Raw genomic sequence first — 14,582 nt, 5'->3', positions numbered from 1 at the left:
AGCATAGCCGCCGGCGGCTTCAGTCGAGCTGCTTGAGATAGCCGGTGCCGCCGATGTAGCGCATCTGCCGCTGGATCGCGCGCGTGCGCCGCTGCACGTAGGGCCCCGGCCGCACGATGCTGTAGCGGCGCGGGCTCGGCAGCACGGCCGCCATGCGCGCGGCCTCGGCCGGCGACAGCCGCGCGGCGTCCTTGCGGAAGTAGCTTCGCGCCGCGGCCTGCGCGCCGTACACGCCGTCGCCGAACTCGGCGACGTTGGCGTAGACCTCGAGGATACGCCGCTTCGGCCACAGCGTCTCGAGCAGCAGGGTGTACCAGGCCTCGATGCCCTTGCGCACCCAGCTTCGTCCGCTCCACAGGAACAGGTTCTTGGCGGTCTGCTGGCTGATCGTGCTGCCGCCACGGATGCGGCGTCCGCGGGCGTTCTGGCGCGCCGCCTTCTCGATCGCCTTCAGGTCGAAGCCGTGGTGGCGCGCGAAGTTCTGGTCCTCGGCGGCCACCAGCGCCACCGGCAGATGCGGCGAGATGTCCTCCAGATCGCGCCAGTCGTAGGCGATCCGGTAGCCGAAATCGCCCTCGGCCCAGGCCTCGGTCATCCGCCAGGTCATGAATGCGGAGAACGGCGGATCGACGAAGCGCAGCACCAGCACCTGCAGCGACGTCAGCAGTACGAACAGCAGCGGCAGGCGCCACATCCAGCGCCACAGCCGCCGCGCGAACGATCCGGTTTTTTTCCCCGCTTGCACGCGCCCGCCCCCGTCCCCATGTCCGCGGACTTCCGATTCATCCGCAGCCCGGCATTATCCGGTACCGCCGCAACCCGCCGCATCCGCATGACCGACACCCCGTCCGCCACCGGCGACCGCCTCACCCGTTTCCTCATCCAGCGCGCCGGCGTGCGCGGGGTGCACGTGCGGCTGCACGACACCTGGCAGCAGATCCGCGAGCGCGCCGACTATCCGCCGACGGTGGTCGAGCTGCTCGGCGAGGCCGCCGCCGCCTCGGCCCTGTTCACCGGGCACGCCAAGGTCGACGGCCGCCTGTCGGTGCAACTGCGGGGCGAGCGCGCCCTGCGCACACTGTTCGCCGAGTGCACCGCCGCCGGCACGCTGCGCGGCATCGCCCAACTGGAGGGGCCCGGCGAGGTCTCGCGCGACCTGCGCGCGCTCGGGCCGTCCGCGGTGCTGGCGATCACCATCGAGAACCACGGCACCGGGCAGCGCGAACCGGTCCGCTACCAGGGGCTGGTGCCGCTGGAGGCCGCATCGCTCGCCGGAGCGTTCGAGGACTACTTCCGCCAGTCCGAGCAGTTGCCCACGCGGCTGCTGCTGGCCGCCGACGGCGAGGCCGCCGCCGGCCTCATGGTGCAGAAACTGCCCGGCGACGCCGGCGACGAGGACGGCTGGACCCGGGTCGGCGCGCTGTTCGACACCCTGCGCGAGGCGGAGCTGCTGGCCTGCCCGGTCGGCGAGCTGCTGCACCGCCTCTTCCACGAGGACGGGGTGGCGGTGATGGGCGACAAGCCCCTGCGCTTCGGCTGCTCGTGCTCGCGCGAGCGGGTCGAGGGCATGCTGGTCTCGCTCGGGACCGAGGAGGCGCGCGCCGCGGTGATCGACGGACAGGCGGAAGTGCGTTGCGAATTCTGCGGCCAGACCTACCGGTTCGACGCCGCCCAGGTCGAATCGATGCTGCATCGTCACGCCAGCGAGCACGAGGCGCCACCGGGCCTGCAGTGAGCGCGGCCGCCTTCACGTTTCCTGCGCACGGGCGCGGATCGCCCGATTGTTAAATAAACATAAACGGGCTATAGTGGCCCCGAACGTCTCACGGGGAACTTCGCCGGCTCCGTGCCGGTCCGTACGCGAGCCATGCACGCGCGCCTGCTCTCGCTTCCGCTTTCGCTCCTGCTCGCCTTCGGCGCGGCAGTGCCGGCGCACGCGCAATCGAAGGCCGACCCGGCCGTGCTGCCCGTGTGGGACAAGGCGAGCGGTCGCCTGCAAGGCGTGCTGCTGCTGCAGCCGACCGGAACCCCGGTCGCCGGCCGGCGCTGGGGCTTCGGCAAGGCATCGCTCGATGCGGCTTTCGGGCTGGACTCCAACGACTCGCTCGGCCTGGTCTGCGACCGCGGCGCCGGCCTGAGCGCGATCGGCAGCCTCGCCAACCACTGCATGCTGGCCGCGTTCGACGGCGACGCCACGCGGCGCGGCAGCGCGGGCGTGAGCCTGACCCAGGGCAGCAACCGCGTCGGCCTGACGGTCGGCAGCGGCCGCGACAACCTCCCCGCCTGGCTCAGCCCGAGCGGTCAGAACAGCCAGGTCGACCAGAACGCGCTGATGCTGATCGGCCAGCGCAACATCGGCCGCGAGGCCACCGTGTCGATCGGCGGTAGCATCGCCCGCGCGCGCCTGTATCCGGCGGGCGAGATCCCCGCCCAGTACGCCGACCGCTGGACCACCAAGAGCCTCAGCGTCGGCGGCTCGGTCGGCCGCTTCGGCGCCAGCGTGATCGGCCGCGTGGTCGAAGTGCCCGGCCAGGCCGGCCAGTGGGAAAGCGCCGGACTTGGCCTGACCTGGCGCACGCCGTGGAGCGGCCAGCTCACCGTGGGCGCGGAGAACATCGTCACCCGCGGCAAGAACCCGTTCTCGCCGGGCAACGCCGACAAGGACGAAGGCACCGTGCCCTACGTCCGCTACGAACAGGATCTCTGAGCCGCCACACGCGCGGCGCGGGCCCCGCGCCTCGTCGTTCGCGCCTTCGTCGCCCTCGCCCGGGTCGCACCCGCCGTGTCGGGCCCGCCTTTCGGTGCGGCGCCTCCTCGCGCTCCGCGCATCCCCTGGAAGCCTCTCTCCCGCCGGCGGGGTGCGGAGGTGCGCCTGCAAGCCGCAAGGCTTGCGCACCGACGAACGCCCGCCACGCCCGGCGGGCCGGACGAGGGGCTGGGGTGAGGGACTCCGCAGACCAATGGCAAGGCCGAGCGCTTCATCCAGACGGCCCTGCGCGAGTGGGCCCATGCCGCGACCTACCAGAGCTCGGCCCAGCGCCGCGACGCCCCGCAGGACTGGCTGCACCACCACAACGGCCACCGGCCACACAGCGCCCGTGGCGGCCGCCCGCCCCTCAGTCGTTTGCCGTTCGGGCGAAACAACCTATCGAAGCTCCACAGCTAGGCGCCCGCCTCGTCCGCGCACAGCGTGCAGCCCGCGCTCCAGACGCTGTCGCCCTCCCGGTAATGCTCCTGCTTCCAGATCGGGGCGCGATGCTTCACCGCCTCGATCGCGTGGCGGCAGGCGTCGAACGCCTCGGCGCGATGCGGCGTCCCGGCGGCGACGATCACCGCGGTGTCGCCGACGCTCAGCCGCCCGTGCGCGTGCGCCACGAACAGCTTCAGTCGCCCGCCGCAGCGCGCGCGCGTTTCCTCGCAGATGCGTTCGAACGTCGCCAGCGCGAGCGGGGCGTGGATGTCATAGCTCACGCCGAGCACGGCGCGCCCGTGGTTGAGATCGCGCACCTTGCCGACGAACAGCGCGTGGCCGCCGAATCCGGGATCGGAGACGAAGCGCAGCGCTTCGGCGATGTCGAGCGCGCCTGCGGCGATGTCGCGTATCGCCAGCGCCCGCCAGTCGTTCGCGTGTTCCACCTCAGCCTCCGCTGACCGGCGGCAGGACGGCGACCTCGTCCAGGCCCGCCACGCTGTCGGACGCGCGCAGCACCTCGCGCTCGCTGGCGAACGCCGACGCCGCCAGCAGCGCCGGGTCGAAGCGCGCGCCCCAGCGCGCGCGCGCCTGCTGCTCGAACGCGCGCCGCACGTCGGCGACCGTGGCCGCCTCGTCGATCTCGATGCGCCACGCGCCCGAGGGTTCGAGCTCGCGGAACGCGCCGAACATCCGCACCGTCAGATGTCGCATCCCTCCTCCACCAGGCGCCATGTGCCGGGCGCCTGTCCGTACACCTCGACCATCGTGCCGGCGGCGAGCACGTCCGCGGCTTCCGGCAACACCGCCCACGCGTTGGCGCGCGCCAGCGGCAGGATGCGGAACGATTCCTGCCCCGGCAGCGGGCGCACGCCCAGCCGCCCCTGCGCGTCCGCAGCGAGCCGCGCCTTCTGGAGATGGCACAGCCCGACCTTCTTGCGCACGTCCACCGCCAGCGGCACCCGCAGCGGGCGCTCGGGCGGCTGGTCGCGCATCGCACGCAGCGCCGGATCGACGAAGAAACGCAGGCCGACCGCCGCCGACACCGGGTTGCCGGGCAATCCGAAGAACAGCGCGCCGGTAGGCAGCACGGCGAACAGCAGGGGCTTGCCGGGACGGATGCGCACCTTGTGGAACACGATGCGCGCCTGCAGTGCGTCGAGCGCGGCCGGCACGAAGTCGAACTCGCCCATGGACACCGCGCCGGTGCTGATCACCAGATCGCAGCCCAGCGCCATCGCCTGCCGCAACGCCTCGGCGTAGTGCGCCGGGTCGTCGGCGATCGTCGCCTGCAGCACGATATCCGCATCGCGCGTGCGGAATTCCTCGGCCAGATAGGGGCCGTTGCTGTTGCGGATGCGGCCGGGCGCGAGCGGCTGCGCCGGGTCGTCGACCAGCTCGCGGCCCGTGCTGACCAGCGCCACCCGCGGCGCGCGGCGCACCGCCACGGTCGACACGCCCAGCGCGGCGAGCAGCATTTGTTCGACGGCGCCGACGCGCGTTCCGGCGTCGAGCACGCGCATGCCGGGGCCGACGTCCTCGCCGGCGCGGCGCACGTGCTGGCCGCGCGCCGCATCCGCGGTCAGCCGGATGCGCTCCGGCTCGCCGCCTCCGCCGCGCGCGAGCACGTCCACCTGCTCCACCGGCACGACGGTGTCGGTTCCGGGCGGCAGCGCCGCGCCGGTCATGATCCTCCACGCTCCGTGCACCGCATGCGCGCGGGCATCGCCCGCCGCCTGCACGCCGGCGACCTCCCACACGCCGCCGGCCGGCAGATGCGTCCCATCGCAGGCGAGCGCGAAGCCGTCCATCGCCGCGTTGTCGAACGGCGGCAGTGCGACCTGCGCGCACAGGTCCTCGGCCAGCACCCGCCCCGGCGCGCGCGCCGCAGGCACGCGCTCGACTTCGAGCCTCCCGCATTCCGCGAGCACGAGCGCGCGCGCTTCGTCGATGGCGATCATGCGGGCCTCCCGACCCGTCGCCGCGGCATCGCCCATCTCAGCCCCCGATCGACGCCAGATGCGGCGTGAGCCCGGTGCGCCCCGCGTGCAGCGCATGGCTCGCCGCCTTGCCGGCGAGCAGCTCCTGCACACGCCCGATCAGCGCCTCGCGCTGGTCGTCGGCCTGCAGCAGCGGACGCAGGGAGACCCCGAATTCGCCGAACAGGCACAGCCGCAGTTCGCCGCGCGCGGTGACGCGCAAGCGGTTGCAGCCGGCGCAGAAATCCCGGCCGTAGGGCGCGATCAGGCCGATGGTGCCGGCGTACTCTGGATGCGCGTACTCGCGCGCGGGACCGGCGCCCGGCACGCGCGGACGCAGCGTCCAGCCGGCCTCGCGCAATTGCTCCTCCCACAGGTCGATGCGCAGGTGATGGCGGTCGAAACAGTCGCCGTTGTCGCCCGTGCGCATCAGCTCGATGAAGCGCACCGACAGCGCGCGCGTGCGCACGTAGTCCAGCCACGCCGGCAGCTCGTCGTCGTTCAGCCCGCGCAGCAGCACCGCATTGAGCTTCAGCGACTCCAGCCCCGCCGCGAGCGCCCGCTCGATGCCTTCCAGCAGCTCGCCATGGCGGTCGTGTCCGGTGATGCGCCGGAAGCGCCCGGCGTCGAGGCTGTCGATGCTGACGTTGAGCGCGGTCAACCCGGCCGCCTGCCAGCGCGGCAGGTGCCGCGCCAGCAACGCGCCGTTGGTGGTCATCGCCACCCGGCGCACGCCCGGCGTGGCGGCGACGGTCGCGATGATGTCGGTCAGATCGCGTCGCAGGGTCGGCTCGCCGCCGGTCAGCCGGATCTTCCACATGCCCGCGGCCGCGAACGCGCCCACCAGCCGGCGGATTTCCTCCAGCGTCAGAAAGCCCGCCCCGCCCTCGGCGCGCCAGCCGTCCGGCAGGCAATAGCCGCAACGGAAGTTGCAGGCCTCCGTCAGCGACAACCGCAGATAGGGGAAGGTGCGACCGTGTCGGTCGGCCAAGGGGGACATCGCGACTCCATACCAGGGGAAACGCCGGACCGGCCCGGGGGCCCGCGACCGCCTTCCGATCCGCTCCGGACCGGATCGGAGGCTCGGTAGGCATGGGCCGCACGGCGTATGCGGCCTACAGGTTACGCGCTGCCGACCGCGCCGGGACGCCGAAGCCATGCCCGGATGCGCGCGAACCCGGATCGGCACGCCCCCGTTCAGCGCGCTCGCCCCGTTGCCGCGGCTTGCCGTTCCATACCCGCCCGCATCTCTTAACGACACTTTAATTTCCGTCAGGATGCCTCTACCATCGGCCTCACCTTTGCCGGACTTGGCGTTTCCTTTGACGCTACCGGGGAGGCTCACAGAGGCATACAAACTTTTCGGAGAGAGAAATGGCCTTCAAGACCAATCCGCTGCGTGACGCGATCACGTACGCGCTCCTGGTCGGCACCTTCACCGGTACCGCCATGGCCCAGGAGAGCGCTACCGGCGATCAGGAGGAAGCGAAGACCCTCGACCGCATCGAGGTCACGGGTACCCGCATCCGCCAGGTCGACGTCGAAACCGCCCAGCCGGTCACCTTCATCACCCGCCAGGACATCGAGCGCCAGGGCTTCCAGTCGGTCGCCGACATCCTGCAGAACATCTCCGCGACCGGTACCCCGCCGATCACCCGCGCGCAGCCGCTCTCGGCCGGTGAGGCCGTCGGCGGCGTCTACATCAGCCTGCGCAACCTCGGTGCTGCGCGCACCCTGATCCTGCTCAACGGCCGCCGCCTGGGCATCACCACGTCGGGCCTCGCGGATCTGGCGACCATTCCGGCCTCGGCGGTCGAGCGTATCGAAGTCCTCAAGGACGGCGCCTCGTCGATCTACGGCTCCGACGCCATCGCGGGCGTGGTCAACGTCATCACCCGCACCAACTACGAAGGCGCGCAGGCGAGCGCCTACTACGGCCAGTACGACGAAGGCGACGGCGCGATCACCCGCGGCGACTTCGTCATGGGCTTCGGCGGCGACCGCGGTTCGCTGACGCTGGCGGCCGAGTGGACGAAGGAAGACCCGGTCTTCGCGCGCGACCGTCCGTTCTCGGCGTTCCCGCGTTCGGACATCCATCCGACCGACCAGTGGACGGCGGTGAGCCAGTACGGCGGTTTCGTGACCACGGCGACTGCCGGCATCCCGGGCATTCCGACCGGATCGCGCGTGATGCTGCGTCCGGGCGGCAATCCGCGCAATCCGGCGGATTACATCGTGCAGAACACCAATACCGGCTCCTGCCCGTCCAACACGCCGGCCGCGCCGGGCCCGGGTACGTGCATCCCCGGCTCGGTCGATGGCAAGTCCAACACCAACGAGCAGACCGACCTGCGTAACCCGCTGGAGTCGAAGTCGCTCTTCGTCGACGGCATCTTCGACATCACCGACGCCATCCGGTTCCGCACCAACCTGATGTACAGCAACCGTCAGGCCAGCCGCGGCATCGCCGGCTATCCGATGCAGGCGACCACCCCGACGCCCTCGCAGGGCGGCGCGGTCGTGCTGTCGGGCCAGAGCTACTTCAATCCCACCGGAGCCGACATCAGCACCTGGTGGCGCCGCACCTGGGAAGTGCCGCGTATCAGCGAGAGCGATCTGACGACCTACCGCTTCACCGGTGTGTTCGAAGGCAGCTTCGACCTGGGCGAGCGCACGTTCGACTGGGATGTGAGCTACCTGTGGAACCAGAACCGCCTGATCCAGGAAACCTACGGCAACCTCAACATTCCGCGTCTGCGCCTGGCGATGGGGCCGTCGTTCCTCAACGCGCAGGGCCGCGTGCAGTGCGGAACCGCCGCCAATCCCCTCTCGTTCGACGCCTGCGTGCCGTTCAATCCGTTCCTGCCTGCCGGCCGCGCCGGCGAAGGCGGCCTGACCGACAACGCGGCGCTGCGGAACTACCTGTTCCAGGCGGAGAAGGCGACCGGCGAAACGGAAACCACGGTCATCTCGGCGAACATCGCCGGCATCCTCGCCACCCTGCCGGCGGGCGACCTGGGCTTCGCCTTCGGCCTCGAGAACCGTAAGGAAGAGGGCGGCTTCACGCCGGACGCGCTGGCCGTCGCCGGTCAGTCCACCAACCTGGCGTCGCTGCCGACCCGTGGCTCGTACAGCGTCGATGAGGCGTACGTCGAGTTCCAGATCCCGATCCTCGCGGATCTGCCGTTCGCCCAGGAGCTGTCGCTGAACGTGGCCAGCCGCTTCTCCGACTACGACACCTTCGGCGAGACGGTGAACAACAAGTTCGCGCTGAAGTGGAAGCCGATCGATTCGCTGATGCTGCGCGCCACCTATGCCGACGGCTTCCGCGCGCCGACGATCGCCGACCTGTACGGCGGCGGCTCGCAGACCTTCTCGTTCTTCACCGACCCCTGCGACACCTCGTTCGGCAGCTCGGCCAACAACCCGACCACCCGTGCCAACTGCACCAACGGCGTGGGTGGCAACGGTGCGCTGGGCGCGCTGGCGGCGACCTACCGTCAGCTGGCCCAAGGCGGCGCGAACGCGGGCGCGCCGAACTCGCAGACGCCGGTTCCGTTCACTTCGGGCTCGAATCCGAACCTGCAGCCGGAAATCTCCAAGTCCCAGACGATCGGCTTCGTGTGGAGCCCCGACTTCGTCGAGGGTCTCGGCGTCGCGCTCGACTGGTGGAAGATCCGCATCGCCGACACCATCGTCGCCGACAGCCCGACGCAGATCCTCAACGACTGCTACGTGCTGGGTGTCGCGGCGCGTTGCACGCCCAACATCTTCACGCGTGACCCGGTGCGCGGCAACGTCAACTTCCTCCAGTTCGCCGGCATCAACGCCGGTTTCCGCAAGGCAGAAGGCTTCGACTTCGACGTCACCTACCGCCTGAAGACGGAGCGGTTCGGCGACTTCATGATCGCGTCGAACAGCACCTACACCGTCCGCGACTACCTGGTGACGGCGACGGCGCCACAGCGTCCGCTCTCCAACGTCGGCCTCGCGGGCTCCGCGTCGACGACGTTCCGCCTGCGCTCGAACCTCAACGTCTCCTGGCAGATGGGCTCGTTCGGCGTCAGCTGGATCGCTCGCTACTACTCGGGCATGAAGGAGAGCTGCACCTACTTCACGCCGACCTCCGCCGCGAACGCCAACCTGGGTGTGCAGCCGGTCACGGTGGATCACCTCGAGTGCGACGACATCGGCTTCAAGCCCAACGGCGCCCTTACCGGCACCACGAGCCAGCTGACCCGCCGTCGCAGCGTGGGTTCGAACACCTTCAACGACGTGCAGTTCCGTTGGGAAGCCCCCTGGAACGCGACGATCGCCGTCGGTGCGAACAACGTGTTCGAGAAGATCGGTCCGGTGATGTACACCCAACCGAGCGCCAACGTGTCCTACTACGGCGGCTTCGACATCGGTCGCTTCTGGTACCTCAAGTACACGCAGCGCTTCTGATCGACGACAGTTCCGCCTGTTTCGACGGCCCCGCAAGGGGCCGTCTTTTTTGGCGAGGCGATGCCTGGTGCGCGTTCGCGGAACCCAGGAGCACGCCTGCCGCACGACAACGAAAGAGAGCGTTCGGGCACCTTCTGCCGGCCGCTGCGCTGGCTCCGCGCGGCGTCGGCGTGGCTTCGCCTGGCCCGGCCGTCCCACTTAACGCCACTTTAATTCTCGACCCGAAGGGGGGTACTATCGGGCCACCTTGCTGACTTTGGCGCGACCGTTTGCGTTTCCGGCGAGGTTCCCATGGGACTACCAAGACCACCCACTTGGAGAGAGAGATGACGTACAAGACCAGCAAGCTACGGGACGCGATTACCTTCGCGCTCGCCGTGGGCGCCACCACGGTGGCGGGCACGGGCCTGGCCCTTGCGCAGGAAGCGCAGGAGGATCCGGCCACCCTCGACCGCGTGGAAGTGACGGGTTCGCGCATCAAGCGTGTCGACACCGAGACCTCGCAGCCGATCCTGAGCCTCGACCGCCAGGCGATCGAGAGCACCGGCGTGACCTCCGTCGGCGACGTGCTGCAGCAGATTTCCACCAGCGGTGCCGCGCTCAACACGACGTTCAACAACGGCGGCAACGGCCAGACCCAGATCGACCTGCGCAACCTCGGCTCGAACCGCACCCTGGTGCTGGTCAACGGCCGGCGCTGGGTGACCGGCCTGGGCGGTGCGGTCGACCTCAACACGATCCCGATCGCCGCGGTCGAGCGCATCGAAGTCCTGAAGGACGGCGCCTCGGCGATCTACGGCTCGGATGCGATCGCGGGCGTGGTCAACATCATCACGCGCCAGAACTTCGAAGGCGCCTCGGCCTCGGCGTTCATCGGCACCACCAACGAAGGCGACGGCACGCAGCAGGCGTACGACTTCATCGTCGGCGGCGGCTCGGACCGCTTCAACGCGATGCTGGGCGCCAACTACGTCAAGCAGGAGCCGGTGTTCGCCGGCGACCGTGAGATCTCGGCGGTGCCGGCGTTCGGCCTGCCGGGCACCAACGTGCTCGCCGGCGCCTCCTCGACCAGCCGCTTCGGCCGCTTCGACTACCCGACGCAGGGCCCCGGTCAGTTCACGCTGATTCCCGGCGCGGCCGGCTGCCCGAACAACCAGGTGTGCGATCCGTCGGTCGTCTCGCAGTTCCGGGCGTTCAGTATCACTTCGGACGGCTTCAACTTCGCGCCCGAGAACTACCTCTCCACCCCGCAGGAACGCATCGGCATCTTCGGCCAGGCGCGCTTCGATCTGACCGACTCGATCGCGGTCAAGGCCGAGGTGATGTACAACGAACGCCGCTCCGAGCAGTACCTCGCGCCCCAGCCGCTGAGCTTCGGCGAGACGCTGCCGCCCGGCTTCAACGCGCCGACCTCGCTGTCGTACACGTTCAACCTGTCGGCGGACAGCATCTACAACCCGTTCGGCGTGGACATCACCCGTGTCCAGATCCGCATGCCGAGCTTCGCGCCCCGCCGCTTCCACCAGGACGTCGACACGTTCCGCTTCGCCGGCGCGATCGAAGGCAGCTTCGAGCTCGGCGAGAAGTACTTCGCTTGGGATGTCGGCACGAGCTACACCGACAACAACGAGACCGATGTCACCTACGGCCTGCAGAACCTCGCGCGCGTGCGCGATGCGGTGGGCCCGTCGATGATCGTCAACGGCGTGCCGGTGTGCGTGCGCACGCCGGGCGACCCGACCACCATCATCGAAGGGTGCGTCCCGCTCAATGTCATGGGCAATGCCGAGGACATGACGCGGGAGATGGTGAATTACATCAACTACGTTGACCACGCCACGATCTACGACGAGCAGAAGTCGTACTTCGCCAACCTGTCGGGCGAAATCGCCGAGCTGCCCGGCGGCATGCTGGCCTTCGCGACCGGCTACGAGCATCGCGAAGTCAACGGCTCGTTCAATCCGGACGCGCTGGCGTCGTCGGGCCTGACTTCGGGCAGCCAGTCGACGTCCACCGCGGGCGGCTACACCGTGGACGAGTTCTTCGCCGAGCTCAGCATCCCGCTGCTGAAGGACGTGGCCGGCGCCGATCTCCTCGAGTTCTCGGTGGCCGCGCGCTACTCGGATTACTCGACCTTCGGCGACACCATGAACCCGAAGTTCGGCTTCAAGTGGAAGCCGTTCGAGGACCTGCTGGTCCGCGGTAACTGGAGCAAGGGCTTCCGCGCGCCGTCGATCAACGAGCTGTTCGCCGGTACCGCCGACAACTTCCCGACCCTGTACGATCCCTGCGACGCGATCAACCTGTACGCGGCGGCCGCGACCGGCCAGTTGAGTTCGGCCGCCCTCGCGGCCGTCACCGCCAACTGCGTCGCCGACGGCGTTCCGGCCAACTACTCGCAGCCCAACCCGCAGATCCGCACCACGGTCGGCGGCAACCCGAACCTGCAGCCGGAGACCTCGACCTCGCGCACGTTGGGCCTGGTCTGGAGCCCCGGTTTCGCGCCGGGCCTGAGCATGAGCCTCGACTGGTGGAAGATCGAGATCGAGGATCCGATCCAGGCGATCGGCATCCAGCAGGCGATCGACGACTGCTATCTGGCGCTGCCGACCGAGCGCGACGCGTTCGCGTGCTCGCTGATCACCCGCGACCCGACCACCGGCGACGTGGCCGACGTGAACGCCACCCTGACCAACCAGGGTAGCGCCGACATCGAAGGCTACGACTTCACCGTCGACTACACCTTCGAAACCGGCTTCGGCAAGTTCTCGGTCAACTGGGATAACGCGTACATCAGCAAGTACGAGACCCGCATCTCCGACGCCTCCGCCCCGGTCTCGCGCGTGGGCAACTACAGCACCAACTTCCCGGTGTGGCGCCTGCGTTCGAACCTGAGCGTGAACTGGGAGCGCGGCGACTGGGATGCCTCGCTCAAGGGCCGCTGGTACTCGGCGCTCGACGAGGATTGCAGCGGCGTGGCGGTGGTCGCGCTGTACACGCAGACGCCGGAGTTCGAGAACCTGTGTTCGGATCCGAACGTGCCGAGCGAGGACTTCACCGGCTCGCCCGTCCGCCGGATCGAGAACACGCTCGAAGCGACGATGTACTGGGACGCCCAGGTCGGCGTGAAGCTGCCCTGGAACGCCCGCGTCGCCCTCGGCGTCAACAACCTGTTCGACGAGGATCCGCCGGTGTCGTACCAGGCCTTCGCCAACAGCTTCGACCCGCAGTACGAGCTGCCCGGGCAGTTCTACTACCTGCGCTACGACCAGAAGTTCTGATCCTGCGCTGGCGTGTCGACGAAGGCCCCGCAAGGGGCCTTCGTTTTTTGACACGGCCTCCTGGCCGGACGCCGCGTTTTGCTAGGCTTGCAGCCCCGGAGAGAGTGACGAATGAGCGCAGTCGCCCTGCTGCAGACGGCACGAAAGTTGATGGAGCAGCGCCAGGTCGCGCAGTCGCTCGACGCCTACCGCACATTGACCGCACAGTACCCGCGCTATGCGGAAGGGTGGTTCCATCGCAGCGGGACCGAGAGCGGCCTCGGCCAGGCGCTCACTGCGGTGGCGTCGGCGAAGGAGGCGGTCGCGCTCGAGCCGAACAACCTGCTCTACCGCGCGCACCTGGCGCAGATGCAGGTGAACTACGGCCTGTGGGGCGATGCGATCGGAACGCTCGCGCCGCTTCGCAGCATCGCGCCGGAGCGCGTCGAGGCGCGCATCGCCAACACTATCGGCTCGGTGTTCTCGCTGACCGGCGAGCACGAACGTGCGCAGCCCTGGTTCGCGCGCGCCGCGGCGGCCGCGCCGGGCAGCGCCACCTATCGTTACAACGAGGCGCAGGGCCTGCTCTACTGCGGCGAAACCGACGCCGCCCGCGAGCGATTCCACACCCTGATCGGCAAGTTCCCCCACTTCGCCAAGGCGCTCTGGTCGCTGAGCACCTTCGAGGGCGCGGCCGGCGGCGAAGCCCGCGTGCGGCAGCTCCGCGAGGCGCTGGTCAACGCCGGCAACCCCATGGACGAGGTGCTCTGCTGCTACGCGCTGTTCAACACGCTCGACGCGCTGGATCGCCGTACCGAGGCGTTCTTCGAACTCGAGAGCGGAATGCGGTTGCAGCGCGCGCGCATCCGCTACGACGGCCAGGACCTCGCCCAGCTCGCCCGCCTTCCGGCGGCGGCGGACGCGCTCTCCGCGCCCGATCGTGCGGATGCCGATGCCCCGGTCCCGATCTTCATCGTTGGCCTTCCGCGCTCGGGCACGACGCTGGTGGAGCGGGTCGTCGGCAACAACGACGACGTCGCGCAGGGTGGCGAGCTGTTCTGCTTTGCCGCGGCGTTGCACGAACACCTGGGCGTGCAGTCGCCGGCCGGTGCGATGCTTTCGATGGCGCCTGCCGAGCTGCTGCAGGACCGCGCCGTCGATTGGCCGGCGGTCGGGCGTCGCTATCTCGAGCTCACCGCATACAGGCGAGGCGGACGACGCTTCCACACCGACAAGTTCCCGTTCAATTTCCTGCTGCTGCCGTGGATCGCCGCGGCGCTGCCGCAGGCGCGGATCGTCCATGTCCGCCGCGATCCGTTGGACACCTGCTTCAGCAACCTCAAGCACCTGTTCGCCCGCAGCTACGGCGCGTCGTATGCGCAGGACGACATGGCGCGGTACTACCGCGGGTATCACGGGCTGATGCGGGGATGGCACGACCGGCTGCGGAACCGCATCCTGGACATCCGGCTGGAAACGCTGGTGGCCGATCCGGAAACGACGACGCGGCGCATGCTCGAGTTCTGCGGTCTGCCGCCCAACCCCGATGCCTGGCGTATCGAACGCAACACCCAGCCGGTGTCGACCGCCTCCGCCGTGCAGGTGCGCCAGCCGATCAACGACCGCGGCATCGGCGCCTGGCGGCGCTACGAGGCGCAGTTGCAGCCGCTGGCGCGCTTCTTCGCCGCCCATCCCGAGCTGACGTGA

Annotated in this window: 10 protein-coding genes and 1 pseudogene; 6 read left to right on the top strand and 5 right to left on the bottom strand. The window is 69.5% G+C overall.

The genetic code is table 11. From position 1 onward, the window contains the following. Nucleotides 1-19: 19 nt before the first annotated feature. Nucleotides 20-694, bottom strand: coding sequence for a monofunctional biosynthetic peptidoglycan transglycosylase (gene mtgA / locus FQY64_RS06750; protein WP_146473199.1), 675 nt, complete (start codon nucleotides 692-694; stop codon nucleotides 20-22). Between the two features lie 138 nt (nucleotides 695-832). Here mtgA and hslO point away from each other — a divergent pair, with 138 nt between their 5' ends. The 3 genes and pseudogenes from hslO to FQY64_RS06735 form a co-directional block, all read left to right on the top strand. Then, nucleotides 833-1,735, top strand: a complete 903-nt coding sequence (gene hslO, locus FQY64_RS06745; protein WP_146473197.1) for an Hsp33 family molecular chaperone HslO — start codon at nucleotides 833-835, stop codon at nucleotides 1,733-1,735. 168 nt (nucleotides 1,736-1,903) lie between these two features. Beyond that, on the top strand, nucleotides 1,904-2,707 hold the full coding sequence (locus FQY64_RS06740; protein WP_186760883.1) for an XOO1806 family protein: 804 nt from the start codon (nucleotides 1,904-1,906) through the stop codon (nucleotides 2,705-2,707). A gap of 240 nt (nucleotides 2,708-2,947) precedes the next feature. Further along, nucleotides 2,948-3,166: pseudogene (locus FQY64_RS06735) on the top strand (integrase core domain-containing protein); the annotation flags it as partial. Here the strand turns inward: FQY64_RS06735 and FQY64_RS06730 are convergent. From FQY64_RS06730 to moaA, 4 genes are read right to left on the bottom strand one after another with little or no spacing between them, the layout of a single operon-like run. Continuing rightward, on the bottom strand, nucleotides 3,163-3,636 hold the full coding sequence (locus FQY64_RS06730) for a molybdenum cofactor biosynthesis protein MoaE (RefSeq protein WP_229814883.1): 474 nt from the start codon (nucleotides 3,634-3,636) through the stop codon (nucleotides 3,163-3,165). The pseudogene FQY64_RS06735 and the gene FQY64_RS06730 sit on opposite strands and share 4 nt — an antisense overlap. 1 nt (nucleotide 3,637) lies before the next feature. Further along, nucleotides 3,638-3,904: a MoaD/ThiS family protein gene (locus FQY64_RS06725; protein WP_186760882.1), complete on the bottom strand. Its 267-nt coding sequence runs from the start codon at nucleotides 3,902-3,904 to the stop codon at nucleotides 3,638-3,640. Further along, a complete protein-coding gene (locus FQY64_RS06720) occupies nucleotides 3,892-5,151 on the bottom strand; it encodes a molybdopterin molybdotransferase MoeA (RefSeq protein WP_146473191.1) in 1,260 nt (419 codons plus the stop codon). Before FQY64_RS06720 ends, FQY64_RS06725 begins: the two co-directional genes overlap by 13 nt. A 37-nt stretch (nucleotides 5,152-5,188) precedes the next feature. Further along, nucleotides 5,189-6,169 (bottom strand): GTP 3',8-cyclase MoaA, encoded by a 981-nt coding sequence (moaA, locus tag FQY64_RS06715; protein ID WP_146473189.1) that lies wholly within the window; start codon nucleotides 6,167-6,169, stop codon nucleotides 5,189-5,191. A gap of 374 nt (nucleotides 6,170-6,543) precedes the next feature. Between moaA and FQY64_RS06710 the strand changes: the two genes are divergently transcribed. From FQY64_RS06710 to FQY64_RS06700, 3 genes are all read left to right on the top strand, one after another. Then, on the top strand, nucleotides 6,544-9,615 hold the full coding sequence (locus FQY64_RS06710; RefSeq protein WP_146473187.1) for a TonB-dependent receptor domain-containing protein: 3,072 nt from the start codon (nucleotides 6,544-6,546) through the stop codon (nucleotides 9,613-9,615). Nucleotides 9,616-9,941: 326 nt separating this feature from the next. Continuing rightward, nucleotides 9,942-12,896: a TonB-dependent receptor plug domain-containing protein gene (locus FQY64_RS06705; protein ID WP_146473185.1), complete on the top strand. Its 2,955-nt coding sequence runs from the start codon at nucleotides 9,942-9,944 to the stop codon at nucleotides 12,894-12,896. Between the two features lie 111 nt (nucleotides 12,897-13,007). Next, entirely contained in the window at nucleotides 13,008-14,582 is a 1,575-nt protein-coding gene (locus FQY64_RS06700; protein ID WP_146473183.1) for a tetratricopeptide repeat-containing sulfotransferase family protein, read from the top strand.

The sequence above is a fragment of the Vulcaniibacterium thermophilum genome (assembly GCF_007923255.1).
Classification (GTDB): Bacteria; Pseudomonadota; Gammaproteobacteria; order Xanthomonadales; family Xanthomonadaceae; genus Lysobacter_F; species Lysobacter_F thermophilum.
This window is presented reverse-complemented; position numbering and strand designations above follow the sequence as displayed.

Bases quoted from the DNA above. Each gene is read 5' to 3' on its own strand.
- mtgA (WP_146473199.1), bottom strand. From the start codon at position 694: ATGTGGCGCCTGCCGCTGCTGTTCGTACTGCTGACGTCGCTGCAGGTG.
- hslO (WP_146473197.1), top strand. From the start codon at position 833: ATGACCGACACCCCGTCCGCCACCGGCGACCGCCTCACCCGTTTCCTC.
- FQY64_RS06725 (WP_186760882.1), bottom strand. From the start codon at position 3,904: ATGCGACATCTGACGGTGCGGATGTTCGGCGCGTTCCGCGAGCTCGAA.
- FQY64_RS06720 (WP_146473191.1), bottom strand. From the start codon at position 5,151: ATGATCGCCATCGACGAAGCGCGCGCGCTCGTGCTCGCGGAATGCGGG.
- moaA (WP_146473189.1), bottom strand. From the start codon at position 6,169: ATGTCCCCCTTGGCCGACCGACACGGTCGCACCTTCCCCTATCTGCGG.
- FQY64_RS06710 (WP_146473187.1), top strand. From the start codon at position 6,544: ATGGCCTTCAAGACCAATCCGCTGCGTGACGCGATCACGTACGCGCTC.
- FQY64_RS06705 (WP_146473185.1), top strand. From the start codon at position 9,942: ATGACGTACAAGACCAGCAAGCTACGGGACGCGATTACCTTCGCGCTC.
- FQY64_RS06700 (WP_146473183.1), top strand. From the start codon at position 13,008: ATGAGCGCAGTCGCCCTGCTGCAGACGGCACGAAAGTTGATGGAGCAG.